Raw genomic sequence first — 25,037 nt, forward strand, 5'->3', positions numbered from 1 at the left:
AGGCACACGCCAGAAGGTACGGGCAATGTTAAAATTTATTTTACGTCGCTGTCTGGAAGCGATTCCGACGCTTTTTATACTTATTACGATTTCGTTCTTTATGATGCGTCTCGCACCGGGAAGCCCTTTCACCGGAGAGCGCGCATTACCGCCGGAAGTGCTGGCGAATATCGAAGCGAAATACCATCTTAATGATCCCATCATGACGCAGTACTTCAGCTATCTGAAACAACTGGCGCATGGCGATTTTGGGCCTTCGTTTAAATATAAGGACTATACGGTCAACGATCTGGTGGCATCGAGTTTCCCGGTTTCGGCGAAGCTGGGTGCAGCCGCCTTTTTCCTTGCCGTTATTATTGGCGTGAGCGCGGGCGTGATTGCGGCGCTGAAACAAAATACGCGCTGGGATTATACGGTGATGGGGGTGGCAATGACCGGGGTCGTGATTCCCAGTTTCGTGGTCGCCCCCTTATTAGTCATGATATTTGCCATCACCTTAAAATGGCTGCCCGGCGGCGGCTGGAATGGCGGGGCGCTGAAATTTATGATTTTGCCGATGGTCGCGCTGTCGCTCGCCTATATCGCCAGTATCGCCCGTATTACCCGTGGCTCCATGATTGAAGTGTTGCACTCCAACTTTATCCGTACCGCGCGCGCAAAAGGTTTGCCGATGCGCCGGATTATCTTCCGTCATGCCTTAAAACCGGCGTTGTTACCCGTACTGTCTTATATGGGCCCGGCCTTTGTCGGTATCATTACGGGTTCAATGGTTATCGAGACGATTTATGGTTTGCCGGGGATCGGGCAACTTTTCGTGAATGGGGCGCTGAACCGTGACTATTCGCTGGTGCTGAGTCTGACCATTCTCGTCGGTACGCTCACCATTCTGTTTAATGCGATTGTCGATGTGCTGTACGCCGTTATCGACCCGAAAATTCGTTACTGATACTGGAGCTCGCTATGATGTTAAGTAAGAAAAACAGCGAGACGCTGGAGAATTTCAGTGAGAAGCTGGAGGTTGAAGGGCGCAGCCTGTGGCAGGATGCTCGCCGTCGTTTTATGCATAACCGCGCGGCGGTGGCCAGCCTTGTCGTTCTGGTCATTATCGCGCTGTTTGTCACACTGGCGCCGATGCTGTCGCAGTTCACCTATTTCGATACCGACTGGGGCATGATGTCCAGCGCGCCGGATATGGAGTCGGGCCACTATTTTGGTACGGACTCCTCCGGGCGCGATCTGCTGGTTCGTGTGGCGATAGGCGGGCGAATCTCGCTGATGGTCGGCATTGCTGCCGCGCTGGTGGCGGTGGTTGTCGGTACGCTGTACGGGTCGCTGTCCGGCTATCTTGGCGGCAAAATTGACTCCGTAATGATGCGTCTGCTGGAAATCCTCAACTCCTTTCCGTTTATGTTCTTCGTCATTTTGCTGGTGACCTTCTTCGGCCAAAACATCCTGCTGATTTTTGTGGCGATCGGGATGGTCTCCTGGCTGGATATGGCGCGTATCGTTCGCGGGCAGACGTTAAGCCTGAAACGCAAAGAGTTTATCGAAGCGGCGCAGGTTGGCGGGGTTTCAACGGTCAGCATTGTTGTGCGTCATATTGTGCCGAACGTGCTGGGCGTGGTGGTGGTTTATGCATCGCTGCTGGTGCCGAGCATGATCCTGTTTGAATCCTTCCTCAGCTTTCTGGGTTTAGGGACGCAGGAGCCGCTGAGTAGTTGGGGCGCATTGTTGAGCGATGGCGCGAACTCTATGGAGGTCTCACCCTGGTTGCTGCTGTTCCCGGCGTGTTTTCTCGTTGTGACCTTATTCTGTTTTAACTTTATCGGCGATGGCCTGCGTGACGCCCTCGACCCGAAAGATCGTTAAGGAGTGCAGCCATGAGCGTAATTGAAACCTCAACCGCGCCACTCGCGCAACAACGGGCTAACGCACTGCTGGACGTGAAAGATCTTCGCGTGACGTTTAGTACACCCGACGGCGATGTGACGGCCGTAAACGACCTGAACTTTACGCTGCGTGCCGGGGAGACCTTAGGCATTGTCGGCGAGTCAGGTTCAGGCAAATCGCAAACGGCGTTTGCGTTGATGGGGCTACTGGCGGCGAATGGCCGCATTGGTGGTTCTGCGACGTTTAACGGCCGCGAAATTCTCAACCTGCCGGAGCGTGAACTCAACAGGCTACGCGCTGAACAAATCTCAATGATTTTTCAGGACCCAATGACCTCTCTTAACCCGTATATGCGGGTTGGCGAGCAGTTAATGGAAGTGCTGATGCTGCATAAAGGTATGAGCAAGGCTGAAGCGTTTGAAGAGTCTGTCAGAATGCTGGACGCGGTGAAAATGCCGGAAGCGCGGAAACGGATGAAGATGTATCCGCATGAGTTTTCCGGCGGGATGCGCCAGCGTGTGATGATTGCGATGGCGCTGCTGTGTCGGCCGAAATTACTGATTGCGGATGAACCGACAACCGCGCTGGACGTGACCGTTCAGGCGCAGATCATGACGCTGCTTAATGAACTGAAACGCGAATTTAACACGGCGATTATCATGATTACGCACGACCTTGGCGTCGTGGCCGGTATTTGCGATAAGGTGCTGGTGATGTACGCCGGTCGTACGATGGAATACGGCAAGGCGCGCGACGTCTTTTACCAGCCTGTTCATCCGTATTCCATCGGTTTGCTTAATGCGGTTCCGCGTCTGGATGCCGAAGGGGAAACGATGTTGACCATTCCGGGCAACCCGCCGAATTTGCTGCGCTTGCCTAAAGGGTGTCCATTCCAGCCGCGTTGCCCGTATGCGATGGAGATTTGCAGTTCAACTCCACCCCTGGAGGAGTTCAGTCCGGGGCGTTTGCGCGCCTGCTTTAAACCGGTGGAGGAGCTGGTATGAATGCTGTGACCCAGGAGAGAAAAGTGCTCCTCGAAATTGCCGATCTCAAAGTGCATTTCGATATCAAAGATGGCAAACAGTGGTTCTGGCAGCCGGCGAAAACCCTGAAAGCGGTCGATGGCGTTACGCTGCGATTGTATGAAGGTGAAACGCTGGGGGTGGTTGGGGAATCCGGCTGCGGTAAATCAACCTTTGCGCGGGCGATTATTGGTCTGGTGAAAGCAACCGATGGCCGCGTGGCGTGGTTAGGGAAAGATCTGCTGGGGATGAAACCTGATGAATGGCGGGACGTACGCAGCGATATTCAGATGATTTTCCAGGACCCGCTGGCGTCATTGAACCCACGCATGACCATTGGAGAAATCATCGCTGAACCATTACGCACTTATCATCCAAAATTGCCGCGCCAGGAAGTGCGCGATCGGGTGAAAGCGATGATGATGAAGGTGGGGCTGCTGCCGAATCTGATTAACCGTTACCCGCATGAGTTTTCTGGCGGGCAGTGCCAGCGTATTGGTATCGCGCGTGCTCTGATCCTGGAGCCGAAGCTGATTATTTGCGATGAGCCGGTTTCGGCGCTGGACGTATCGATTCAGGCGCAGGTGGTGAATCTGCTGCAACAGCTACAGCGTGAAATGGGATTATCGCTGATCTTCATCGCTCACGATCTGGCGGTGGTGAAGCATATTTCCGATCGTGTGCTGGTGATGTACCTGGGTCATGCGGTGGAATTGGGAACCTACGATGAGGTGTATCATAATCCGCTGCACCCTTATACCAAAGCGCTGATGTCCGCCGTGCCGATTCCCGACCCCGATCTGGAAAAGAACAAGACGATTCAGTTGCTGGAAGGGGAATTACCGTCACCCATCAATCCGCCGTCGGGGTGTGTTTTCCGCACGCGTTGCCCGATTGCCGGGCCGGAGTGTGCGAAAACCCGACCGGTGCTGGAGGGCAGTTTCAGGCATGCGGTTTCCTGCCTGAAGGTGGACCCGCTATAAATTTAAGGGCTGACATGATGTCAGCCCTTTTTTTTGGCATCAGCCCGATCGCTCGACGTCTTTCTTATTCACGCCAAAGGATATGGCAAAGTTTGTGATCTTTTTCGCGGCATAACAGCACGCGGGCAAAAATATCGTTAATTTCACCGTCTTCGCTATCCGCCAGGCCAATCACGACTTCGGCAAAAAAGTCAGGGTTGAGGTCAAAATCAACGTGTTCCTGCCAGTCTTCTGACGGATCGAATAACTCCGCGCCGCCGCGCTCTTCGAACTGTAAATTGAACAGAATAATATCTGCCGGATCGAGATTATCTGCCGCCAGTTCGAGAAAAATATCATAAGCCTGCTCAAGCGTTTCATCTTCAGTCAGGCGATTGTTCAGATCCATTTCCATAATGACTACCCGTTTACCGTCTCTTGGGCACGTTTTACAGCAACGGACTGAAGAAGTAAAACAGTCGCTCAGTAATCCGCTGCCATAATGGCCGTTTTACCCACAGGCGGGCATCAAGCAGGCGAGAACGTGAAATATAATCATCCTGAACCGCAGCCAGATCGCCGCCGAATCCGGCGTCGTCAATTACCAGCGTGATTTCAAAATTTAACCACAGGCTGCGCATATCCAGGTTCACGGTGCCAACCAGACTCAGCTCGCCATCCACCAGCACGCTCTTGGTGTGCAATAATCCACCTTCAAACTGATAGATTTTGACTCCGGCGGCCAGCAGTTCAGTGAAAAAGGCGCGGCTGGCCCAACCGACCAGCATGGAGTCATTTTTACGCGGCAGGATGATGCTGACATCCACGCCGCGCTGCGCCGCCGTGCAGATCGCGTGCAGTAAATCGTCGCTGGGGACGAAATAGGGCGTTGTCATGATCAGATATTCACGAGCGGAATAGGCTGCCGTCAGCAGCGCCTGGTGAATCAGATCTTCCGGGAAGCCGGGTCCTGAGGCGATAGTATGAATGGTGTGTCCGCTGGCCTGTTCAAACGGCATGATATTGACGTCTGGAGGCGGCGGCAGGATGCGTTTACCCGTTTCGATTTCCCAGTCGCAGGAGTAGACAATCCCCATCGCGGTCGCTACCGGGCCTTCCATTCTTGCCATCAGATCAACCCATTGTCCCACGCCGGCGTCCTGTTTGAAGAAACGCGGATCGACCATATTCATGCTGCCGGTATAGGCGATGTAGTTATCAATCATCACCATCTTGCGGTGCTGGCGCAAATCCATACGGCGCAGAAAGACACGCATCAGATTGACCTTCAGCGCCTCAACCACTTCAATTCCGGCGTTACGCATCATGGCCGCCCACGGGCTGCGGAAAAAGGCCACGCTCCCGGCGGAGTCCAGCATCAGACGGCAATGAATGCCGCGTCGCGCCGCCGCCATCAGCGACTCTGCAACCTGATCCGCCATGCCGCCGGGCTGCCAGATGTAGAACACCATCTCAATGTTATGGCGCGCCAGTTGAATGTCGCGGATAAGCGCCTGCATCACATCGTCAGAGTCGGTCAGCAGTTGCAGCTGATTGCCTTTAACGCCAGCGATTCCCTGGCGTCGTTCACACAGCTTAAACAGTGACGAAGCGACGCTGCTGTTCTCTTCGGCGAAAATGTGTTTACAGGCTTTGAGGTCGTTCAGCCACTTAGCGGTGGACGGCCACATTGCTCTGGCGCGTTCGGCGCGGCGTTTCCCTAAATGCAGCTCGCCGAATGATAAATAAGCAATAATCCCTACCAGCGGCAGAATATAGATGATTAAGAGCCAGGCCATCGCGGAGGGAACGGCGCGTCGTTTCATTAAAATACGTAACGTCACACCGGCAATAAGTATCCAGTACCCCAGAATGACCAGCCAACTCACCACTGTGTAGAAGGTTGTCATAAATTTAAAAATCCTTTTGAAAGCGTATTGTTAAGAGTTTACGCATCAGGCTTCATCTGGCAAATAAAAACACCGGAAAAGCGCTGGTCTGCTCCTGACGAGAGGGTATAATGCCTGCTCTGGCACTGTAAGAGTAGTTAACATGAAGCGTAGTAGAACGGAAGTGGGACGCTGGCGCATGCAACGTCAGGCTAGCCGCCGTAAAGCGCGTTGGCTTGAAGGACAATCGCGTCGTAATATGCGTATCCACTCAATCAGAAAATGCATTCTCAATCATCAACGTAACACGTTATTGTTTGCGATTCACAGCATCTGATACAACCAGGGCACCGTATTCGGTGCCCATGAATGCAGCCCCGCCTGATTTAAAAGACTTTTTTATACGGTTTTACAGAGACTTGCGCATACACGCCCGCAGCCACATACGGGTCTGCGTCTGCCCAGGACTGCGCTTCTTCCAGCGATTCGAATTGTGCAATCACGGTTGAGCCGGTAAACCCGGCGGCACCGGGATCGTTGCTGTCGACGGCTGGCATAGGGCCTGCGGTCAACAGTCGGCCCTCATCATGGAGCAGTTGCAGGCGCGCCAGATGGGCAGGGCGGACGGAAAGACGTTTTTCAAGAGAATCGGCGATATCCTGAGCGTAAATGACATACAGCACGGGTAGAGCTCCTTAATCGGTAAAAGTCGTTAATTACGTTATTGGAAAGGTCTTTCAACTGCAACGCAAAGATAACGACTTTGTTAAGACCGTGCATAACACAGGGACTTTTTGCGGTAATATTGCGTTTTAAATGCGGCTTACCGTGATGTCTTATTGAATATGATTGCTATTTGCATTTAAAATCGAGACCTGGTTTTTTAACTGAAACGATTATGACTTCAATGACCCTTGATTTACCTCGTCGCTTTCCCTGGCCGACGTTACTTTCCGTTGGCATTCATGGTGCTGTAGTGGCGGGTCTGCTGTATACCTCGGTACATCAGGTTATTGAACTGCCTGCGCCCGCGCAGCCGATCTCAATCACAATGGTCGCGCCTGCCGATCTTGAACCACCACAGGCGGTTCAGCCGCCGCCGGAACCCGTCGTCGAACCTGAGCCGGAACCTGTTCCTGAGCCGCCAAAAGAGGCGCCGGTGGTGATTGAGAAGCCGAAACCTAAGCCGAAGCCAAAACCTAAACCGGTGAAAAAGGTTCAGGAGCAGCCTAAACGTGATGTTAAGCCTGCTGAACCGCGCCCGGCCGCACCGTTTGAAAATACGGCGCCGTCACGTCCGACAACGAATACCGCAGCGGCAACCAGCAAACCGGCCGTCAGTGTTCCTGCGGGGCCTCGCGCATTGAGCCGCAACCAGCCGCAGTATCCGGCACGAGCGCAAGCGTTGCGTATTGAAGGCCGCGTGAAAGTGAAATTCGACGTCACCTCGGACGGGCGAGTGGAGAATGTTCAGGTGCTTTCCGCTCAGCCGGCGAACATGTTTGAGCGTGAAGTGAAAAACGCGATGCGCAGATGGCGCTATGAAGCAGGGAAACCGGGGTCGGGCTTAGTGGTTAATATCATCTTCCGTCTGAACGGCACCACGCAGATCGAGTAATCGCGATCCCCTTAAATCGTAGAGCGGATAAGGCGGCGCACCGCCTTATCCGGTAATTCATGCCTGAACCGGCAGCGGGCGAGGTTTACCGTCACTGTCTACCGCCACATAGATGAACAGCGCCTCGGTTGCTTTATAACGCTGACCGATTGGCTCTGACGCCACCTTTTTCACCCACACTTCAATATTAATGCTGACAGACGTTGTGCCGCGCTTAACGCAGCGGGCATAACAGCATACGACGTCGCCTACGGCGACAGGGCGCAGAAAACTCATTCCCTCAACGCGCACGGTCACTACGCGACCATGAGCAATTTCTTTAGCCTGAATCGCGCCGCCAATATCCATTTGAGACATGAGCCAGCCGCCAAAAATATCGCCGTTAGCATTGGTATCGGCGGGCATGGCCAGCGTGCGTAAAACCAGTTCGCCCTGAGGAGCGTTATTTGTTGTTGTCATTGTAGAACCGACTGTGAAGAAAGATTTCAGGCGCGAATGCTACTATGATTTGCGCAGGGAGAACAGAGGGGAAACGCGCGCCAGGCTGGCGTGAAGGGGATGCCAGACCAGACGGTCTGGCAAACAGAACTCAGGATTTATCTTCCTGCGGCAGATGGCGGTAAATGTAGACTCCGCTCAGAAGGGTAAAAATCAGCGTCAGCGCAGTTAAACCGAACACTTTGAAGTTGACCCAGATGTTTTGCGGCAGCCAAAACGCGATGTAGATATTGGCGAGCCCGCAGAGGATGAAAAATACGGCCCATGCCAGGTTCAGCTTAGACCAGACCGGCTGCGGCAACGTCAGTTCTTTCCCTAACATGCGTTGAATCAGCGGCTTTTTCATGACCCACTGGCTTATCAGCAGCGCACCGGCAAACAGGCCGTAAATCACCGTCACCTTCCACTTAATAAACTCATCGTTGTGGAAGAAAATGGTCAGGCCGCCGAACACGGCAACCAGAACGAAAGTGATCAACGCCATCTTTTCGACCTTGCGATAGCGAACCCAACTGTAGATCAACACAATGGCTGTCGCGACAATCAGGGCGGAGGTCGCCGCATAGATGTCGTACAGCTTATAAAAAGCAAAAAAGACAACCAGCGGTAAAAAATCAAGAAACTGCTTCATTCTTCGATTCCGTAATCAAAAGTTTTGGGCAAACTGGCCCTTAACACGTTCAGGGTTATTGGCGAATCAACATATACAGGCGGAACAAATAGATGAGCAATATGGCGGAAATCAAATTGCTCAGCGTATTCGCCAACACTGCGCCAACATTCGGCGTCAGCGCTGCAAAGCTGGGGGCAAACAGCAGCAAGAGCGTTTTCGCCAGTAACCAGCCGATCACCGCCGGAGCGACCAGTCGCATATTAGACCACGCCAGACGCATACTGTTGCGCATGGCGGCAAATACGCCCATCTTGTCCTGAACCAGCATCACCGGCGCAAGCGCCAGCAGAATCGCCATCAAAATCCCCGGTACGACAATCAGCATAATACCGATTTGCACTAACAGGGTAGTCAGAAAAATCAGGACAAACAATTTAGGTAAAACCGGCGCGCTGGCACCGATAGCACGTAATGCGCTGACCCGATGACCGGCGGAAATCAGCTGGATCATCAGCAAAACGCCCCCAGCCAGGATCGCATTGCCAATGAGTCCTGAAAATGTTGATGCCGCTGAAGCCCGTAATAATATTTGCTGCTGTTCCGGCGTCATGTTCTGCACCAGATCGAACAGGCCGACGCTACCGGTCAGATGATCTCCTTCACTGAGTTGCGCGATTTGGGCATCGCTGGGGGAAAAGGCATGACCTAAAACCACCGTAATAAATGCGCACAGCAACGAAACCAGCAAGATGGTTACAAATTGATTACGGAAAAAGTTCCCCGTGTCACGGTAAACGGACTTCGCCGTGATAGACATGCACTCTCCTTGAGTTTTGCAGGTGTTAATTTGCGGGCAATTGTACCCTGGATAACTCTACAGTGGCAGCATCACGGGGTGTATGGAAAAGCATATCTTTGTAAAGCGCGGGTAATTTTGGCTGCGAAAGCGCCAGCCGTCCTCTCTTTTACAATCCATCCGCCTGGTTGAAAAAAGCCATTTATCACTAAAATTCGGAAAATTTGATTCAAACGGCTTTAACCAGGATTTTAGATGCAAGTTCTAAATTAATCTGGATCAATAAAGGTTAAATTACAGGGCCTAATGTGATCTGTATTGGATCACTTATTACTCCATTGTAGGTATATTCGTGACGCATTTATAACCATAACGATGGAGCGGATATGAAAAAGTTAACAGTGGCAGCCCTGGCAGTAAGTACTCTTCTCTCTGGTAGTGCGCTTGCGCATGAGAGCGGTGAGTTTTTTATCCGTGCGGGCTCGGCGACCGTGAGACCGACGGAAGGGGCAGGCGGAACGCTGGGGAGTCTGAACGGTTTTGATGTCAGTAACAATACGCAACTCGGTTTGACTTTTACTTATATGGCAACCGACAACATTGGTATTGAACTGCTGGCGGCGACGCCGTTCCGCCATAAAATTGGGACAGGGGATACCGGTGATATCGCTACCGTGCGTCACCTGCCGCCGACATTAATGGCGCAGTGGTACTTTGGCGACGCCAGTAGCAAACTGCGCCCTTATATTGGCGCAGGTGTAAACTACACCACCTTCTTTGACGAAGGTTTCAACAACAATGGTAAAGAGACAGGGTTGTCCGATCTGAGTCTGAAGGATTCCTGGGGAATGGCCGGGCAGGTGGGTATGGATTACCTGATTAACCGGGACTGGTTAATTAACATGTCGGTCTGGTATATGGATATCGATACTACCGCAAGCTATAAACTCGGTGGTGCCCAGCAGCATGACAGCGTCCGCCTCGACCCGTGGGTATTTATGTTCTCTGCCGGTTATCGTTTCTGAGTTTATGTGACCCATCTAAAAAGCGGGCTGTCATACAGCCCGCTTTTTATATTCTGCTGATTTCAACATCATACCTCTCCCTGAGATGCTATCTTTGAAACAAGCCTGTTTTGAGAGCATTGACGATGATAGTAACTCAAGCCCTTCTGCAACAAAAAATCGCGACCCTGGAATCGATAGTCAGAGATGAAGAGACTGAGTTCACTTTACAGGCGCTGCGTATGCTGCTGGATGCAATGCATAAGATTGATTCGCTGGAAGAGAATATTACTACGCCCGTCCGTTTACCTTATTGCAGTTCGAGTCCGGTTTGTGAGATTGAAGCCGGGTACGCCGCTGGCGTCAGTGACTGCCGTGAGGCTATTCGCAGGGCGGGATACCCGATTGAAGGAGATGATTAATCACTGAAAACTGTACTGTATCAGCAAAATCTACTAACGTATTCGGCCCCGCGATTCAGGCTTAAGGTGCCTCAGTGAAGATTGTTCAGGACAGCCTAAGAAATAGCCAGGCGTTGTTGATGTCAGCGCTTATCACTTTACTTTTTACTTCACTGTATCTCTTTATTATTTACGAACAACGACAGGCCGTTGTGAATGAAGGGATGAGTCGTCTGCAAACGCGGATGATGGATATTTTCAACGATAACGAACTCATCGCCGATGCGACAGGGGTTCGCTATCACCAGATCAAAAATGCCGGGCAGTGCGGCAACCTCTCAAGGTTTTCCCCCAGAGATGCGGATTCATGGGGTATCAATGCCGACCGGGCGCGGATCCATTCCGCAACGGGCACTATTGTTTCCCGTCAGCCCAATATTAACGCTTTATGTATGTTTGCGGCGGCGGAGTTTATTCGGGATCGGATGAACACCCTTAATCCGGGGGATTATGCCGCGCATCGCTACATTATCGCCAAAGATGCCAGCTATTTTTATTGGTTCACGCCAGCAGATGCAAAACCCTTCTATTTTAGCGACTCTAAAATGGCGGGCGATATCACCGACTTTTTCTTACCGCCCGTGGGCTTTTATACGCGTCTGCTGCAAAAGAATGTCAAATCCAAGTCGCTCAGTTCAACGGACTTTTATACGGACAAAATCACGAATGAAAAAGCGTACAGCGTAGTCAGTTATATTTACGATCTTTCTGGAAAAGAGATCTCCGATCATATCGTTGCGTATCTGGTGTATGACCATTCTAAACCTGAGCTACAGGAGGCGCTGACGGAGGCCTTTGAACATCATATTCCACCCGGCCTTAATGTGGCTCTGGTGCATACGCCCACGCAGGAAAATCTCTGCCTGAGCGGTGATTGCCAGCCTGTCGCCGGGGAGTCCATCCGTGCAATGTCTGCAAAATATGCGTTCCATTCCTCGCTCTCTCTGCATCGGTTCGTCAGATACGACACGCAGGCCGGGATTGCGATTCTGCTGGCGCCATTCTTTTTTATCCTGATCTTCCTCGGCTTAAAATTCTGGCTGAACGCGAGCGACCTGAAGGTGTATATCGACTCGCTGACGGGCTGCTTTAACCGCAAGATCCTTGATATTGTGAAGCGCAGGGATTTAACGCGCAGCTGCGTGGTGCTGCTGGATTGTAATAAGTTTAAAGCCATCAACGACACCTGGGGGCATGTGGCGGGAGACCGGGCGTTGCAAATCATCGCCAACAGAATGCTCTCTAACACCCGCACCAGTCATGACCTGGTGATTCGTACCGGCGGCGATGAGTTCGTTATTTTGCTTTACCGTGCGCAGATTGGTGACGCGATAGCCATCGCGGAGCGGATAACCGGCCAGATAAATGATTATGCATTTATGGTTGATGGTCATGTTGTACCGCTGTCGGTGTCATGGGGCGTCGCAGAAGTAACCCGCGATCTGGATACGGCTATTCAGCATGCGGATAACGAAATGTACAAAATGAAGCAGGTGAGGGAATGACGGGATTGGCCCGATAAGCATGGCATTATCGGGCCTGTTGCCTGCGCAATATTATGCGCGGGTCGCGGCTTTCATTGCCGTGACAAACGCTTTCAGCTCGGTCAGCATCTGCCCGGGGTTTGCGACGTTTTTCTCAATGAGCTTAACGATCGCTGACCCGGAAATCGCCCCGGCGGCGCCGGCTTCAATGGCACCTGTAACCTGTTCCGGGGAAGAGATGCCAAAGCCCTGCAACGGGGGCGCGGCGTTATACTCTTTCAGTTTTTCCACCAGATGATGCAGCGGTAATGCGGCGCGGTTTTCTGCGCCCGTCACGCCTGCCCGCGAAAGCAGATAGGTATAACCGCGTCCATAAGAGGCTATCTGGCGCAACAGATCGTCATCGGCATTGGGCGGGCAGATGAAAATCGGCGCCACGTTGTAGCGTAATGCCGCCTGACGGAAGGGCGCAGACTCCTCAACAGGCACATCCGCCACCAGTACGGAATCCACGCCGACTTTCTCGCACTGCGCGTAAAATTCGTCGATCCCTTTGCTGAACACCAGGTTGGCGTACATCAGCAGACCAATCGGAATCGTCGGGTGTTTCTGACGAATCAGCGCCAGCATCTCAAAGCATTGCGTAGGCGTTACGCCTGCGGCAAACGCGCGCAGCGTGGCTTCCTGGATGGTCGGCCCGTCTGCCAGCGGATCGGAGAACGGAATGCCGAGTTCAAGGGCGTCGGCGCCGGCTTCAATCAGCGTATCAATAATGTTCAGTGACTGTTCAACGGAAGGATCGCCCAGGGTCACGAAGGGGACAAATGCGCCTTCCTTGCGATCCTTCAGCTGTGCAAACAGGTTTTCATAGCGTTCCATCAGATTTCCCCTCGCGCTTTCAGAATATCGTGTACGGTGAAAATGTCTTTGTCGCCGCGACCGGAAAGGTTAACGACCAGCAATTGTTCTTTTTCTGGATTTTCACGCATCATTTTCAGGGCGTGAGCCAGGGCGTGGGACGACTCCAGCGCCGGGATAATCCCTTCATGCAGACAGAGCGTTTTAAAGGCTTCCAGCGCTTCGTCATCGGTGATCGACACATAATCGGCGCGACCAATGCTGTTCAGATACGCGTGCTGCGGCCCAACGGACGGGAAATCCAGCCCGGCGGAAATGGAGTAGGACTCTTCAATTTGCCCTTCTTCGGTTTGCATCATCGGCGCTTTCATGCCGAAATAGATGCCTACGCGGCCGTGCTTCAGCGGCGCGCCGTGCTCGCCTGTTTCAATCCCGTGGCCGCCAGGTTCGACGCCAATCAAACCCACGCTGGTTTCGTTGATGAAGTCCGCAAACATGCCGATTGCGTTGGAGCCGCCGCCCACGCAGGCAATCACGGCATCCGGCAGACGACCTTCTTTTTCGAGGATTTGCGCTTTCGTCTCTTCCCCGATCATGCGCTGAAATTCACGGACGATGGTCGGAAACGGGTGCGGGCCTGCCGCAGTTCCGAGCATATAGTGCGCGGATTCATAGCTGCCGGACCAGTCGCGAAGCGCTTCGTTGCAGGCGTCTTTCAGGGTGGCGGAGCCGCTGTGTACAGGGATCACTTCCGCGCCCATCAGTCGCATACGAAAGACGTTTGGCGACTGACGCTCGACGTCTTTTGCGCCCATATAGATACGGCATTTCAGACCGAGCAGGGCGCTGGCGAGCGCGGAAGCCACGCCATGCTGACCTGCGCCCGTTTCGGCGATAATCTCTGTTTTACCCATGCGTTTCGCCAGCAGCGCCTGACCCAGTACCTGGTTTGTTTTGTGCGCGCCGCCGTGCAGTAAATCTTCACGCTTCAGATACAGCGTGGTTTTGGTGCCGGCGGTGATATTCTGGCATTTGGTCAGCGCGGTTGGACGGCCTGCATAGTTCTTCAGCAGATCGGCAAACTGGGCCTGAAACTGCGGATCTTTCTGCGCGCTGACGAACGCTTCTTCCAGCTGGCGCAGGGCAGGCATCAGAATCTGCGGGACATACATGCCGCCAAATTCACCAAAGTAGGGATTGAGTAATGTTGTCATGTTTTCTTCCTTAATATGCGCGCAGTGTCTGAAAGACCGAGGCCAGAAGGTGTGCATCTTTGATGCCCGGCTGTGACTCTACACCAGAATTAAAATCGAGACCGGCACAGCCGGTTTTTGCCGCTTCCACGCAGTTGTCTGCGCCTAATCCGCCCGCCAGCAATACGTTGTCCAGCGTTTCACCGTTCAATAACGACCAGTCAAAACGTTGGCCGCTGCCGCCCTGACCGTTATCGAGAACGTACTTATCAACGTGCTGGTAATCACGAGCTGGCAGTGCGTCGCCCACGCTAAGCGCTTTCCAGATTTGTACCTGTTCCGGTAATGCGGCGCGCAGAGCATCGACATAAGCCTGGTCTTCACTGCCATGCAGTTGCACGGCCTTGAGCGACAAGGTGGTCGCTTTTTCACATACCTCGGTGATAGCGGTATTGCGGAATACGCCGACATATTGCAGGGGGGCGGCGGCTATCACCTCGCGCGCCTGGTCGAGATTTACGACGCGAGGCGACGAGGGAACAAAAATCAGCCCGCCATAAATGGCGCCAGCTTCGTAAGCGGCTTTTGCATCCTGCCCGCGCGTCAGGCCGCAGACTTTGTTCTCGCCAAGCAGCACGCGACGCACGGCGGCGTGCAGATCGGCATGGGACATCAACGCAGAACCGATCAGGAAACCGTTAGCGAAGTGGCTTAGCTCGCGCACCTGTGCATAGGTATTAATCCCGGACTCGCTGATCACGGTCACGCCGTGCCCCAGTTTCGGCGCAAGCTGACGGGTACGGTTAAGGTCAATCGACAGATCGCGCAGGTCGCGGTTATTAATGCCGACGACTTTCGCACCCAGTGCGATGGCGCGCTCCAGTTCTTCTTCGTTACTGACTTCCGTCAGCACGCCCATTTTCAGACTGTGGGCGACGGCGGAAAGCTGGCGATATTGCTCGTCGTCCAGTACGGAGAGCATCAGCAGACAGGCATCGGCCTGGTAGTAACGCGCCAGATAGATTTGGTAAGGATCGATGATGAAGTCCTTACACAGAACCGGCTGCGGCGCGATACGGCTGACAACAGTGAGAAAGTCAAAACTCCCCTGGAAATATTTCTCATCGGTCAGAACGGAAATCGCCGACGCGTAATGTTTATAAACACCGGCAATCTGCGCGGGGTCGAAGTCATCACGAATCACCCCTTTGGAGGGGGACGCTTTTTTACACTCCAGAATAAATGCGGTACGCGTGCCTTGCAGCGCATCATAGAAATGGCGGGCACTTGGCTGAACCTCATTCTGGAAACTGGCTAACGGTTGTTGTTGTTTACGGGCTTCTACCCAGATCGCCTTATCCGCGACGATTTTCGTTAAAACGGTTTGCATCATTTACCCTCTTGCCGCCAGTGCGGTAACCCGGTCATAAGCTGCGCCACTGCGCAGTACATCAATCACAGTTTGCGCATTGGCCTTTAAATCTTCCTTACCATGCAGGCGCATTAACATGGCGACATTCGCAGCGACAGCGGCCTCGTGAGCGACTTCACCTTTACCTTGTAACAAGCGGGTGAGAATGTCACGGTTTTCTTCCGGCGTGCCGCCTGCCAGCTGTTCCTGGTGATACGGGGTGAGGCCGAAGTCTTCCGCCGTGAGCTGGTAGCTCTTGATTTCACCATCGTGCAGTTCAGCCACAATGGTTGGCGCATGCAGCGACACTTCATCCATACCGCCGCTGTGAACCACCGCCGCACGCTGATAACCCAGTACCCGCAGAGTTTCGGCAATGGGCAGTACCAGCTCCGGGCTGTAGACGCCAATCAGCGCCAGTGGCGGGTGAGCCGGGTTGATCAGCGGCCCCAGCACATTGAACAAGGTGCGGGTTTTAAGCTGCTGGCGAACCGGCATCGCATGACGGAAACCCGTATGGTATTTCGGTGCGAACAGGAAGCAGACGCCCAGGTCGTCCAGCGCCTGACGCGATTTATCGGCGTTCATATCCAGATTGATACCGAATGCCGCCAACAGATCGGACGAACCGGATTTACTGGAGACGCTGCGGTTGCCATGTTTGGCCACCTTCAGTCCACAGGCCGCCGCCACAAAGGCGCTGGCGGTGGAGATATTGATGCTGTTGCTGCCATCACCGCCGGTGCCGACAATATCGGCAAACAGATAGTCCGGGCGCGGGAACGGCGCGGCATTTTCCAGCAGCGCGGTAGCGGCGCCAGCGATTTCATTCGGATGTTCGCCACGCACTTTCATACTGACCAGCGCCGCCGCCAGTTGTTCTGGCTTCAGTTCGCCACGAACCACGGCAGAGAAAAGCTGGTGGCTTTCCTGCTGGGTCATGGTTTGCGCCTGGTACAATTTTTCCAGAATCGGTTGCAGCGTATTGGTCGGCTCCAGTTTTTGTTGCGCCCAGGCCAGCGTTTGTTCCAGCAACAGCGCACCTTGCGTAGTAAGAATGGACTCCGGGTGGAACTGAAAACCACAGACGCGATCCGTGTCGTGACGTACCGCCATCACCATGCCGTTAAAATGGGCGTTAATCGTCAGCCCCGCAGGCACGTTGCTGCCCACCAGAGAGTGATAACGAGCAACCGGCAGCGGGTTCACCAGACCGGCAAACATCGCCTGTCCGTCATGTTCAATGCTCGACGCTTTGCCGTGGAGAATCTCGCCCGCCTGACCGACGTAGCCACCGTAGGCTTCAACAATCGCCTGGTGTCCGAGGCAGATGCCGATAATGGGCAGCTTGCCACGCAAACGGGTCAACAACTCCGGCATACAACCGGCTTCGCTGGGGACGCCTGGTCCAGGGGAAAGCATCAGCACCGGGTTTTTCATCGTCGCAAGACGGTCGATTAAGGTCTGCGCCGGGATATGGTTACGGTAAATCACCACATTGTGGCCGTTGGCCCGTAGCTGATCTGCCAGGTTGTAAGTAAAAGAGTCGATGTTATCGAGCAGCAGAATGTCAGCCATTAGAAAATCTCCTGTGCATGGTGCGCGGTGGCAATAGCACGCAGAACCGCGCGCGCTTTATTACGGGTTTCGTCGGCTTCAGACTGCGGAACAGAATCCAGCACGATTCCGGCACCGGCCTGCACGGTGGCGATGCCGTCTTCCACCAGAGCAGAGCGAATCACAATGCAGGTATCGAGATCGCCATGCGCGGTGAAGTAGCCCACCGCACCGCCATAACTGCCGCGACGACGCCCTTCGGCACCGGCGATAAGCTGCATGGCGCGAACTTTTGGCGCGCCACTCAGCGTGCCCATATTCATACAGGCGCGGTAAGCATGCAGCACATCCAGATCGCTGCGTAATTCACCCACCACGCGGGACACCAGGTGCATAACGAACGAATAACGATCGACTTTCGTCAGGTCGGCAACGTAGCGGCTGCCGGGAGTACAAATGCGCGCCAGATCATTACGCGCCAGATCGACCAGCATCAGGTGTTCAGACAGCTCTTTATGGTCGGTGCGCATCTCCAGCTCAATGCGGCTGTCGAGATCGCGATCCAGCGAGCCGTCGGCACGGCGACCGCGCGGGCGCGTGCCGGCGATGGGGTAGATCTCAATCTGGCGACTGGTCGCGTCGTACTTCAGCGAGCTTTCCGGGGAGGCGCCAAACAGGGTGAAATCGTTATCCTGCATAAAGAACATGTATGGACTTGGGTTGCTCTTTTTCAGTACGTAATAGGCCGCCAGCGGTGACGGGCAGGGTAATGAGAAGCGGCGGGAAGGCACCACCTGGAAAATCTCTCCTGCGCGAATCGCTTTCTGCATGGTACGCACAACGGCGCCAAACTCTTCGTCGCTCTGGCTGCATTCGCAGCGCATTTGCGGCACTGGTGTAACGGGCAACGGCGGCGCGGGTTCGGTTAATTGCTGCGTCAGCTGCACGAGGCGCGCCGTCAGACGCTGTTTTTCCGCTTCATTATCGGTAAAGAGGCTTGCCTGAATACGGGTGCTTTTCTTCTGATGGTCAATCACCATCAGCGTTTCCGCAAGATAGAAGCAGTAATCCGGGCAGCGATTACCGGCTTCCAGTTGCGGTAACGCTTCAAATCCCGCCACCAGGTCATAGGCAAACAAACCGCCGAAAAACATGGCTTCGCGCTCTTCAGCAGGCACATTCACCAGGTTCTGCAACAGACGGAATGCGTCAAATACCGACAGCGAACACAGACGCGCATCCTCATCTAACAGCGAGCTTACTGCGGGAAAGCGCAGCTTCCGGTTGCCGGGCTGCGCTGTATTTTCAACGCCTGCGGGCAGCGCGGCATCCAGCAGCGGGAGCAGGGATGCACCGTTATCCGTTAACGCTTCGATAGTGACAGTGTCACCCAAAGCGGTAATGCGCAGCGCACTATCGACCAATAGCAGGCTTTTCAGATCATTTTTACTGTCGATATCAGCGGATTCCAGCAGCAGCGTTGCCGGGCGGTCGCCACAAACCTGATGGAACAACGCCGTCGGGTTCTCACGGTAGGCGGCATTGCAGGAAAGCAATTCGAGTGTTGGTTTTTGTATTTGCATCGTTATTCTCATTCATTCTGTTCAAAAAAAAGCCCGCTCATCTGGCGGGCCGGGTATCTGGTTGCTTATTGCAGACGTCATACACTGCCCGAAATCAGGAAGTGCGCCACCAACCGTGCAGTACGAATGTTGCTTTCATCTCAGATACCTTCTTCATGTGAACTTGCGTACTAGTTAACTAGTTCGATGAAATAAAGTCAACACCTGATTTCAGTATATTTGCCGGAACCGTTATGATGTTTGTGAAAGAACATTTATTAAGACGGGAGCCGCCTTGAGCGACACGAATTACGCAGTGATTTACGACCTGCACAGTCATACAACGGCGTCCGATGGTCGGTTAACGCCAGAAGCGTTAGTACATCGTGCGGTAGAGATGCGAGTCGGCACACTGGCGATCACCGATCATGACACCACAGCCGCTATTCCGGCGGCAAGAGAAGAAATTTCACGTTCCGGGCTTGCCCTGAACCTGATTCCTGGCGTGGAAATTTCAACTGTCTGGGAAAATCATGAGATCCATATTGTGGGTCTGAATATCGACATTGCGCATCCGGCGATGTGTGCGTTCCTGGCGGAACAAACCGAACGTCGTCAGCAGCGTGCGCGTCTGATTGCCGAGCGTCTGGAGAAAGCGCATATTCCTGGGGCGTGGGAAGGCGCTTTGCGGCTTGCCGACGGTGGGGCCGTGACGCGCGGGCATTTCGCCCGTTTTCTGGTGGAGTGCGGCAAAGCCGGGAGCATTGCCGATGTTTTTAAAAAATACCTTGCGCGTGGGAAAACCGGATACGTTCCGCCACAGTGGTGTACAATAGAACAAGCTATTGATGTGATTCATCATTCTGGCGGTAAGGCAGTATTGGCCCATCCAGGCCGCTACGACCTTAGCGCTAAGTGGCTGAAAAGGTTGATTGCGTATTTTGCGCTGCATCGCGGTGATGCGATGGAAGTGGCGCAATGCCAGCAGTCGCCCAATGAGCGAACCCAACTGGCGACCTATGCGCGCCAGCACCATTTATGGGCATCACAAGGCTCTGATTTTCATCAGCCGTGCCCGTGGATTGAACTGGGTCGCAAGCTCTGGCTGCCAGCAGGCGTCGAAGGCGTATGGCAGCTGTGGGAAGAGCCACAAACACCACAGTGAGGGAAGTATGAGCCAGTTTTTTTATATTCATCCTGAAAACCCGCAACAACGGCTGATCAATCAGGCGGTTGAAATTGTGCGTAAAGGTGGGGTGATTGTTTATCCAACCGATTCCGGCTATGCGCTGGGTTGTAAAATCGAAGATAAAGGGGCGATGGAGCGCATCTGCCGCATTCGCCACCTGCCGGACGGGCATAACTTCACGCTGATGTGTCGGGATCTGTCTGAGTTATCGACCTATTCGTTTGTCGATAACGTTGCTTTTCGCTTAATTAAAAACAATACGCCGGGCAACTACACTTTTATCCTGAAGGGAACGAAAGACGTGCCGCGCCGCCTGTTACAGGAAAAACGGAAAACAATCGGTCTGCGCGTGCCGTCGAACCCGATCGCGCTGGCACTGCTGGAAGCGCTGGGCGAACCGATGCTCTCCACCTCGCTGATGCTGCCCGGCAGCGAATTTACCGAGTCCGACCCGGAAGAGATCAAAGACCGCCTGGAAAAACAGGTCGATTTGATCATTCACGGCGGTTACCTCGGCCAGCAACCGACCACGGTGATTGATTTAACCGATGATTCTCCGGTTGTCTTGCGCGAAGGCGTTGGTGACGTTAAACCTTTCTTATAAGGGCGCAACTCTGTATACTACGCGGCCTTAAAATGGCGCTGTAAAGCGCCGTTGATTCTCCTGTTCGACGCCTGTGAAGGCGACACCTGAAGGAAGCTCTATGAGCGAAAAGTTACAAAAAGTGCTGGCTCGCGCTGGCCACGGTTCTCGCCGTGAAATTGAATCCATTATTGAAGCAGGCCGTGTAAGCGTTGACGGCAAAATCGCCACGCTTGGCGATCGCGTTGAAATCACGCCGGGTCTGAAAATCCGTATCGACGGTCATCTGATCTCGGTGAAAGAGTCTGCGGAACAAATTTGTCGCGTTCTGGCCTATTACAAACCAGAAGGTGAGCTGTGCACCCGTAACGACCCGGAAGGTCGTCCTACCGTTTTTGATCGCTTACCGAAACTGCGCGGCGCACGCTGGATTGCCGTAGGTCGTCTGGATGTGAATACCTGTGGTTTGCTGTTGTTCACGACGGATGGCGAACTGGCGAACCGTCTGATGCACCCGAGTCGTGAAGTTGAGCGTGAATACGCCGTGCGCGTATTTGGTCAGGTTGATGACGCCAAGCTGCGTGACCTGAGTCGTGGCGTTCAACTGGAAGATGGCCCGGCGGCATTTAAAACCATCAAATTCAGCGGTGGTGAAGGTATTAACCAGTGGTACAACGTCACGCTGACCGAAGGGCGTAACCGTGAGGTGCGTCGTCTGTGGGAAGCGGTTGGCGTGCAGGTTAGCCGACTGATCCGCGTGCGCTATGGTGATATTCCATTGCCGAAAGGGCTGCCGCGCGGTGGCTGGACTGAACTGGATCTGGCGCAGACCAACTATCTGCGTGAACTGGTGCAACTGGCGCCGGAAACCACCTCCAAAGTGGCCGTGGAGAAAGACCGACGTCGTATGAAGGCGAACCAGATTCGCCGTGCGGTGAAGCGTCACAGCCAGGTTGGCGGCGGTCGTCGTTCAGGCGGTCGTAACAACAACGGTTGATGCTGAATGCCCGGTGGCGCTTACGCTTACCGGGCCTACGTTTTGGCCGTAGGCCGGATAAAGCGTTTACGCCGTCATCCGGCACCGTTTCCTAATAATCAATTCCCATCTGGGCCTTCACGCCCGCTTCAAAAGCATGTTTGACCGGACGCAGCTCGCTGACCGTGTCGGCCAGTTCCAGAATATCGCGATGACAACCGCGACCGGTAATAATCACCGTCTGATTCTGCGGACGGGCATTTAAGGCATTGATGACCTCTTCAAGCGGCAGATAGTCATACGCCACCATGTAGGTCAGTTCATCCAGCACGACCATATCCAACGTTGGGTCCGCCAGCATACGTTTGCCATGTTCCCAGACAGCCATACAGGCTGCGGTGTCGGTTTCGCGATTTTGCGTTTCCCAGGTGAACCCGGTCGCCATCACCTGAAATTCCACGCCGTGGGGCTCCAGCAGATTGCGCTCGCCGTTAGGCCATGTGCCTTTAATGAACTGCACCACGCCCACTTTTTTACCGTGGCCGACGGCGCGCGTTGCGGTGCCGAATGCCGCCGTGGTTTTGCCTTTACCGTTGCCGGTAAACACGATGATGACGCCGCGTTCGTCCTGCGCCGCCGCAACGCGGGCGTCGACCCGGTCTTTCACACGCTGCTGGCGTTGTTGATAGCGTTCTTCAGTCATTGGGCGATTCCTGGTTTACGGCCCGGCTGGGCATCAAAAGTCATACCGGTTTTACGGCGGCTGTCGTCGCCCATCAGCCACAAATAGAGGGGCATGATATCGGCGGGCGTTTTTAACTTCTGCGGATCTTCCGTAGGGAAGGCGCTGGCGCGCATACTCGTGCGCGTGCCGCCTGGGTTGATGCAATTTACACGTAAGGGGTGGTTCTGGTATTCGTCCGCCAGTACCTGCATCATGCCTTCGGTGGCGAATTTAGAGGTGGCGTAAGCGCCCCAGTTGGCGCGTCCCTGACGACCGACGCTTGATGAGGTAAAGACCAGCGAACCGGCGTCGGATTTAAGTAATAAAGGAAGCAGTGCCTGAGTCAGCATGAATGTCGCATTGACGTTAACCTGCATAACATCCTGCCAGACGTGCGGATTTTGTTCGCTCATTGGGCAGATATCGCCCAATAACCCGGCGTTATGCAGAACGCCATCCAGTCGTGGATAGTGCGCTGCAATCCGCTGGCCTAACTGGTGGCACTCTTCAGCGGTGCAGGTCAGTAGATCCAGCGTAAACCACTGTGGCAATGCGCCTGTATCTTCGGCGACAGTCTGTGCGACCTGACGCAGTTTTTCTTCATTTCGACCCAGCAAAATGACGTTTGCGCCGTAGCGCGCATAGGTGAGCGCGGCTTCGCGGCCAATGCCATCACTGGCGCCAGTGACCAGAATAATGCGATTTTGCAGTAGATCTTGTTTAGGTTGGTAATGCACGGCTACTCCTCGGCGACGCGTTGGGTCACCCTGCCAGTTGTCTTATCTTCTCTTTAACTTTTCGGCTTTATGCCTGAAAGCCCGCGTCATTTCAATCAGTCAACGGCGATAACGCCGAAAAATGAACACTTTGTCATACTTTTCACCCAGTAACCGCAACGCAGGATCAAACGAGACGGGCTAACACGCCTGTTGTACACTGAGCCAAAATAGCGTTGTTTAACCAAGGTGGGACTCGTGGAATTGTTGTCTGAATATGGGTTGTTTTTGGCAAAAATCGTCACTGTCGTGGTGGCAATCGCCGTCATTGTGATGCTGATCGTGAATGCTGCCCAGCGTAAACGCCAGCGTGGGGAGCTGCGGGTAACGAATCTCAGCGAACAATATAAAGAGATGAAGGACGATCTGGCGACGGCGCTGATGGACGGTCATCAACAAAAACTCTGGCATAAAGCGCAGAAAAAGAAGCAGAAGCTGGAGGCAAAAGCGGCGAAAGCGAAAGCAAAGCAGGGGGGAAATGCCGCGACGGAGAAACCTCGTGCCTGGGTGCTGGATTTTAAAGGCAGTATGGATGCCCACGAAGTCAGCGCGCTGCGTGAGGAGGTGACGGCGGTGTTAGCGGCGTTTAAACCGCAGGATCAGGTGGTCGTGCGTCTGGAAAGCCCCGGCGGCGTTGTGCATGGCTATGGCCTGGCGGCTTCGCAATTGCAGCGTCTGCGCGATAAGCAGATCCCGTTGACGGTAACGGTGGACAAAGTCGCCGCCAGCGGCGGTTACATGATGGCCTGTGTGGCCGACAAAATTGTTTCGGCGCCGTTTGCGATTGTCGGCTCTATTGGCGTTGTGGCGCAAATCCCTAACTTTAATCGCTTTTTGAAAGGGAAGGATATCGATATTGAGCTGCACACGGCGGGCCAGTATAAGCGCACGCTGACGCTGCTTGGTGAGAACACGGAGGAAGGGCGCCAGAAATTCCGTGAAGATCTGAATGAAACCCATCACCTGTTTAAGCATTTTGTGCAGCAGATGCGTCCTGTGCTGGATATCGAACAGGTGGCCACAGGCGAGCACTGGTATGGCCAACAGGCGCTGGAGAAAGGTCTGGTGGACGAAATCAACACCAGTGATGACGTTATTCTCCGCTTGATGGACGGTTATGAGGTGTTCAACGTTCGCTTTATGCAGCGCAAGAAATTGATGGATCGGTTTACGGGTAGCGCCGCAGAAAGCGCCGATCGTTTGTTGCTACGCTGGTGGCAGCGCGGACAAAAACCGCTGATGTAAAATTGTCATTGCCCGGTGGCGCTAACGCTTACCGGGCCTACGGACTGTTTTGTAGGCCGGATAAGGCGCAGCCGCCATCCGGCAAACAGCCCGGTGGCGCTAACGCTTACCGGGCCTGCGGACTGTTTTGTAGGCCGGATAAGGCGCAGCCGCCATCCGGCAAACAGCCCGGTGGCGCTAACGCTTACCGGGCCTACGGAGTGTTTTGTAGGCCGGATAAGGCGTAGCCGCCATCCGGCAAAACCTTTCCTGCGTTAATCGATCAGGTGATACTTCTCAGAAAGCACATGCGCCAGATGTTTAAACATATTAAACACGGCGGTGCTTTTTGGCGTCGGTAAACCTTGCTCGTCTAAAAAGTAATCGCCGCTGAAGACCAGCACGCCGTTTCGCTGCGTCACACCGGTGGCGACAATCCCCGCCAGCGTGTCCTCATGCTCACGAATGATTTTGTTGGCTTCAATCAGCAGTGTTTCACGATCGATAGGTTGGGTGTCTTTATGCATTATTTACTCCTTAAACAAGGACATTAGTCTACGCCGGGCGCTGCTTATGGGCAAATATTCCCTGATAAACACGAAGGTCTTGTAAAGGTGCTGTTACTGGCGAGATTTGTTTTTGCATGCTAATAAAGTTGCGTAACGAATTTTATCAGGTACAGTGTGACGCTTTCGTCAATCTGGCAACAGATTTGCTTGACATTCGACCAAAATTCCGTCGTGCTAT

27 protein-coding genes, 2 pseudogenes and 1 other annotated feature are annotated in these 25,037 nt (G+C 53.8%); of the genes and pseudogenes, 13 read left to right on the forward strand and 16 right to left on the reverse strand.

All coding sequences use genetic code 11. The features are described from left to right. The first annotated feature begins 25 nt into the window (after positions 1–25). Genes oppB through oppF form a run of 4 tightly spaced genes read left to right on the forward strand, consistent with a single transcriptional unit; the run spans position 26 to position 3,895 of the window. Positions 26–946 carry an oligopeptide ABC transporter permease OppB gene (gene oppB / locus OGX81_RS19975; protein WP_012132201.1) on the forward strand — a complete coding sequence of 307 codons (921 nt, stop codon included), beginning with the start codon at positions 26–28 and terminating at the stop codon, positions 944–946. A 14-nt stretch (positions 947–960) separates the two neighbouring features. After that, positions 961–1,869, forward strand: coding sequence for an oligopeptide ABC transporter permease OppC (gene oppC, locus OGX81_RS19980; RefSeq protein ID WP_012132202.1), 909 nt, complete (start codon positions 961–963; stop codon positions 1,867–1,869). A gap of 11 nt (positions 1,870–1,880) precedes the next feature. Continuing rightward, positions 1,881–2,894: a murein tripeptide/oligopeptide ABC transporter ATP-binding protein OppD gene (gene oppD / locus OGX81_RS19985; protein ID WP_012132203.1), complete on the forward strand. Its 1,014-nt coding sequence runs from the start codon at positions 1,881–1,883 to the stop codon at positions 2,892–2,894. Beyond that, the gene (gene oppF / locus OGX81_RS19990; protein ID WP_012132204.1) at positions 2,891–3,895 is read left to right on the forward strand and encodes a murein tripeptide/oligopeptide ABC transporter ATP-binding protein OppF; all 1,005 of its coding nucleotides are present in this window, start codon (positions 2,891–2,893) and stop codon (positions 3,893–3,895) included. Before oppD ends, oppF begins: the two co-directional genes overlap by 4 nt. Before the next feature lie 64 nt (positions 3,896–3,959). Here the strand turns inward: oppF and OGX81_RS19995 are convergent, their stop codons facing one another. Together OGX81_RS19995 and cls are read right to left on the reverse strand one after the other, a co-directional pair. Then, a complete protein-coding gene (locus OGX81_RS19995; protein ID WP_012132205.1) occupies positions 3,960–4,289 on the reverse strand; it encodes an HI1450 family dsDNA-mimic protein in 330 nt (109 codons plus the stop codon). A gap of 34 nt (positions 4,290–4,323) precedes the next feature. After that, positions 4,324–5,784: a cardiolipin synthase gene (gene cls / locus OGX81_RS20000; RefSeq protein ID WP_012132206.1), complete on the reverse strand. Its 1,461-nt coding sequence runs from the start codon at positions 5,782–5,784 to the stop codon at positions 4,324–4,326. 142 nt (positions 5,785–5,926) lie between these two features. Here cls and OGX81_RS20005 point away from each other — a divergent pair, with 142 nt between their 5' ends. Then, the gene (locus OGX81_RS20005; protein ID WP_012132207.1) at positions 5,927–6,100 is read left to right on the forward strand and encodes a YciY family protein; all 174 of its coding nucleotides are present in this window, start codon (positions 5,927–5,929) and stop codon (positions 6,098–6,100) included. Between the two features lie 49 nt (positions 6,101–6,149). Here the strand turns inward: OGX81_RS20005 and OGX81_RS20010 are convergent, their stop codons facing one another. After that, positions 6,150–6,446 carry a YciI family protein gene (locus tag OGX81_RS20010; RefSeq protein WP_012132208.1) on the reverse strand — a complete coding sequence of 99 codons (297 nt, stop codon included), beginning with the start codon at positions 6,444–6,446 and terminating at the stop codon, positions 6,150–6,152. A gap of 224 nt (positions 6,447–6,670) precedes the next feature. Between OGX81_RS20010 and tonB the strand changes: the two genes are divergently transcribed. Then, entirely contained in the window at positions 6,671–7,381 is a 711-nt protein-coding gene (gene tonB / locus OGX81_RS20015; RefSeq protein WP_071259038.1) for a TonB system transport protein TonB, read from the forward strand. Positions 7,382–7,438: 57 nt separating this feature from the next. Here the strand turns inward: tonB and yciA are convergent, their stop codons facing one another. From yciA to OGX81_RS20035, 4 genes and pseudogenes are all read right to left on the reverse strand, one after another. Further along, positions 7,439–7,840 carry an acyl-CoA thioester hydrolase YciA gene (gene yciA / locus OGX81_RS20020; RefSeq protein WP_012132210.1) on the reverse strand — a complete coding sequence of 134 codons (402 nt, stop codon included), beginning with the start codon at positions 7,838–7,840 and terminating at the stop codon, positions 7,439–7,441. Positions 7,841–7,970: 130 nt separating this feature from the next. Continuing rightward, entirely contained in the window at positions 7,971–8,510 is a 540-nt protein-coding gene (locus tag OGX81_RS20025) for a septation protein A (protein WP_012132211.1), read from the reverse strand. A gap of 55 nt (positions 8,511–8,565) precedes the next feature. After that, complete coding sequence (locus OGX81_RS20030; protein ID WP_012132212.1) at positions 8,566–9,309, reverse strand: YciC family protein; 744 nt, start codon at positions 9,307–9,309, stop codon at positions 8,566–8,568. A 25-nt stretch (positions 9,310–9,334) separates the two neighbouring features. Further along, a pseudogene (locus OGX81_RS20035) lies at positions 9,335–9,424 on the reverse strand (YkgJ family cysteine cluster protein); the annotation flags it as partial. A 250-nt stretch (positions 9,425–9,674) separates the two neighbouring features. Here OGX81_RS20035 and ompW point away from each other — a divergent pair. The 3 genes from ompW (at position 9,675) to OGX81_RS20050 (ending at position 12,258) form a co-directional block, all read left to right on the forward strand. Next, positions 9,675–10,313: an outer membrane protein OmpW gene (gene ompW, locus OGX81_RS20040; protein ID WP_012132213.1), complete on the forward strand. Its 639-nt coding sequence runs from the start codon at positions 9,675–9,677 to the stop codon at positions 10,311–10,313. 125 nt (positions 10,314–10,438) lie between these two features. Beyond that, entirely contained in the window at positions 10,439–10,714 is a 276-nt protein-coding gene (locus tag OGX81_RS20045) for a hypothetical protein (protein WP_104868605.1), read from the forward strand. A gap of 74 nt (positions 10,715–10,788) precedes the next feature. Beyond that, positions 10,789–12,258: a GGDEF domain-containing protein gene (locus OGX81_RS20050; RefSeq protein ID WP_104868606.1), complete on the forward strand. Its 1,470-nt coding sequence runs from the start codon at positions 10,789–10,791 to the stop codon at positions 12,256–12,258. 51 nt (positions 12,259–12,309) lie between these two features. Here OGX81_RS20050 and trpA read toward each other — a convergent pair whose 3' ends face one another. From trpA to trpL, 6 genes are all read right to left on the reverse strand, one after another. Beyond that, positions 12,310–13,116, reverse strand: a complete 807-nt coding sequence (trpA, locus tag OGX81_RS20055; RefSeq protein WP_049009727.1) for a tryptophan synthase subunit alpha — start codon at positions 13,114–13,116, stop codon at positions 12,310–12,312. After that, complete coding sequence (trpB, locus tag OGX81_RS20060; RefSeq protein WP_012132217.1) at positions 13,116–14,309, reverse strand: tryptophan synthase subunit beta; 1,194 nt, start codon at positions 14,307–14,309, stop codon at positions 13,116–13,118. Before trpB ends, trpA begins: the two co-directional genes overlap by 1 nt. A 10-nt stretch (positions 14,310–14,319) precedes the next feature. Beyond that, positions 14,320–15,678, reverse strand: a complete 1,359-nt coding sequence (gene trpCF, locus OGX81_RS20065; protein WP_286487638.1) for a bifunctional indole-3-glycerol-phosphate synthase TrpC/phosphoribosylanthranilate isomerase TrpF — start codon at positions 15,676–15,678, stop codon at positions 14,320–14,322. Positions 15,679–15,681: 3 nt separating this feature from the next. Further along, positions 15,682–17,277: a bifunctional anthranilate synthase glutamate amidotransferase component TrpG/anthranilate phosphoribosyltransferase TrpD gene (gene trpD / locus OGX81_RS20070; protein ID WP_104868607.1), complete on the reverse strand. Its 1,596-nt coding sequence runs from the start codon at positions 17,275–17,277 to the stop codon at positions 15,682–15,684. Further along, the gene (locus OGX81_RS20075) at positions 17,277–18,839 is read right to left on the reverse strand and encodes an anthranilate synthase component 1 (protein WP_104868608.1); all 1,563 of its coding nucleotides are present in this window, start codon (positions 18,837–18,839) and stop codon (positions 17,277–17,279) included. The genes trpD and OGX81_RS20075 overlap by 1 nt, the downstream gene beginning before the upstream one ends. Positions 18,840–18,862: 23 nt before the next feature. Continuing rightward, positions 18,863–18,957: a sequence feature (Trp leader region), on the reverse strand. Further along, positions 18,934–18,978: a trp operon leader peptide gene (trpL, locus tag OGX81_RS20080; protein ID WP_012905981.1), complete on the reverse strand. Its 45-nt coding sequence runs from the start codon at positions 18,976–18,978 to the stop codon at positions 18,934–18,936. (Overlaps the previous feature by 24 nt.) A 135-nt stretch (positions 18,979–19,113) precedes the next feature. On the opposite strand from trpL, the pseudogene rnm reads away from it, so the two are divergent. The 3 genes and pseudogenes from rnm to rluB all read left to right on the forward strand — a co-directional run bounded on the left by rnm (position 19,114) and on the right by rluB (position 21,587). Next, a pseudogene (gene rnm / locus OGX81_RS20085) lies at positions 19,114–19,994 on the forward strand (RNase RNM). After that, the gene (locus OGX81_RS20090) at positions 19,991–20,611 is read left to right on the forward strand and encodes an L-threonylcarbamoyladenylate synthase (RefSeq protein WP_012132222.1); all 621 of its coding nucleotides are present in this window, start codon (positions 19,991–19,993) and stop codon (positions 20,609–20,611) included. Before rnm ends, OGX81_RS20090 begins: the two are co-directional and overlap by 4 nt. 100 nt (positions 20,612–20,711) lie before the next feature. After that, positions 20,712–21,587, forward strand: coding sequence for a 23S rRNA pseudouridine(2605) synthase RluB (rluB, locus tag OGX81_RS20095; RefSeq protein WP_012132223.1), 876 nt, complete (start codon positions 20,712–20,714; stop codon positions 21,585–21,587). A gap of 91 nt (positions 21,588–21,678) precedes the next feature. Here the strand turns inward: rluB and cobO are convergent, their stop codons facing one another. Both cobO and OGX81_RS20105 read right to left on the reverse strand, forming a co-directional pair. Then, positions 21,679–22,269, reverse strand: coding sequence for a cob(I)yrinic acid a,c-diamide adenosyltransferase (gene cobO / locus OGX81_RS20100; RefSeq protein ID WP_104868609.1), 591 nt, complete (start codon positions 22,267–22,269; stop codon positions 21,679–21,681). After that, complete coding sequence (locus tag OGX81_RS20105; protein ID WP_047463540.1) at positions 22,266–23,027, reverse strand: YciK family oxidoreductase; 762 nt, start codon at positions 23,025–23,027, stop codon at positions 22,266–22,268. The genes cobO and OGX81_RS20105 overlap by 4 nt, the downstream gene beginning before the upstream one ends. A 237-nt stretch (positions 23,028–23,264) precedes the next feature. Between OGX81_RS20105 and sohB the strand changes: the two genes are divergently transcribed. Further along, positions 23,265–24,311 (forward strand): protease SohB, encoded by a 1,047-nt coding sequence (gene sohB / locus OGX81_RS20110; protein ID WP_104868610.1) that lies wholly within the window; start codon positions 23,265–23,267, stop codon positions 24,309–24,311. Between the two features lie 254 nt (positions 24,312–24,565). On the opposite strand, the gene OGX81_RS20115 is transcribed toward sohB, so the two are convergent. Beyond that, entirely contained in the window at positions 24,566–24,817 is a 252-nt protein-coding gene (locus tag OGX81_RS20115) for a YciN family protein (RefSeq protein WP_003020616.1), read from the reverse strand. Positions 24,818–25,037: the final 220 nt, after the last annotated feature.

It is taken from the genome of Citrobacter sp. CK206 (assembly GCF_030333125.1).
In the GTDB taxonomy this organism is placed as follows: Bacteria; Pseudomonadota; Gammaproteobacteria; order Enterobacterales; family Enterobacteriaceae; genus Citrobacter_B; species Citrobacter_B koseri.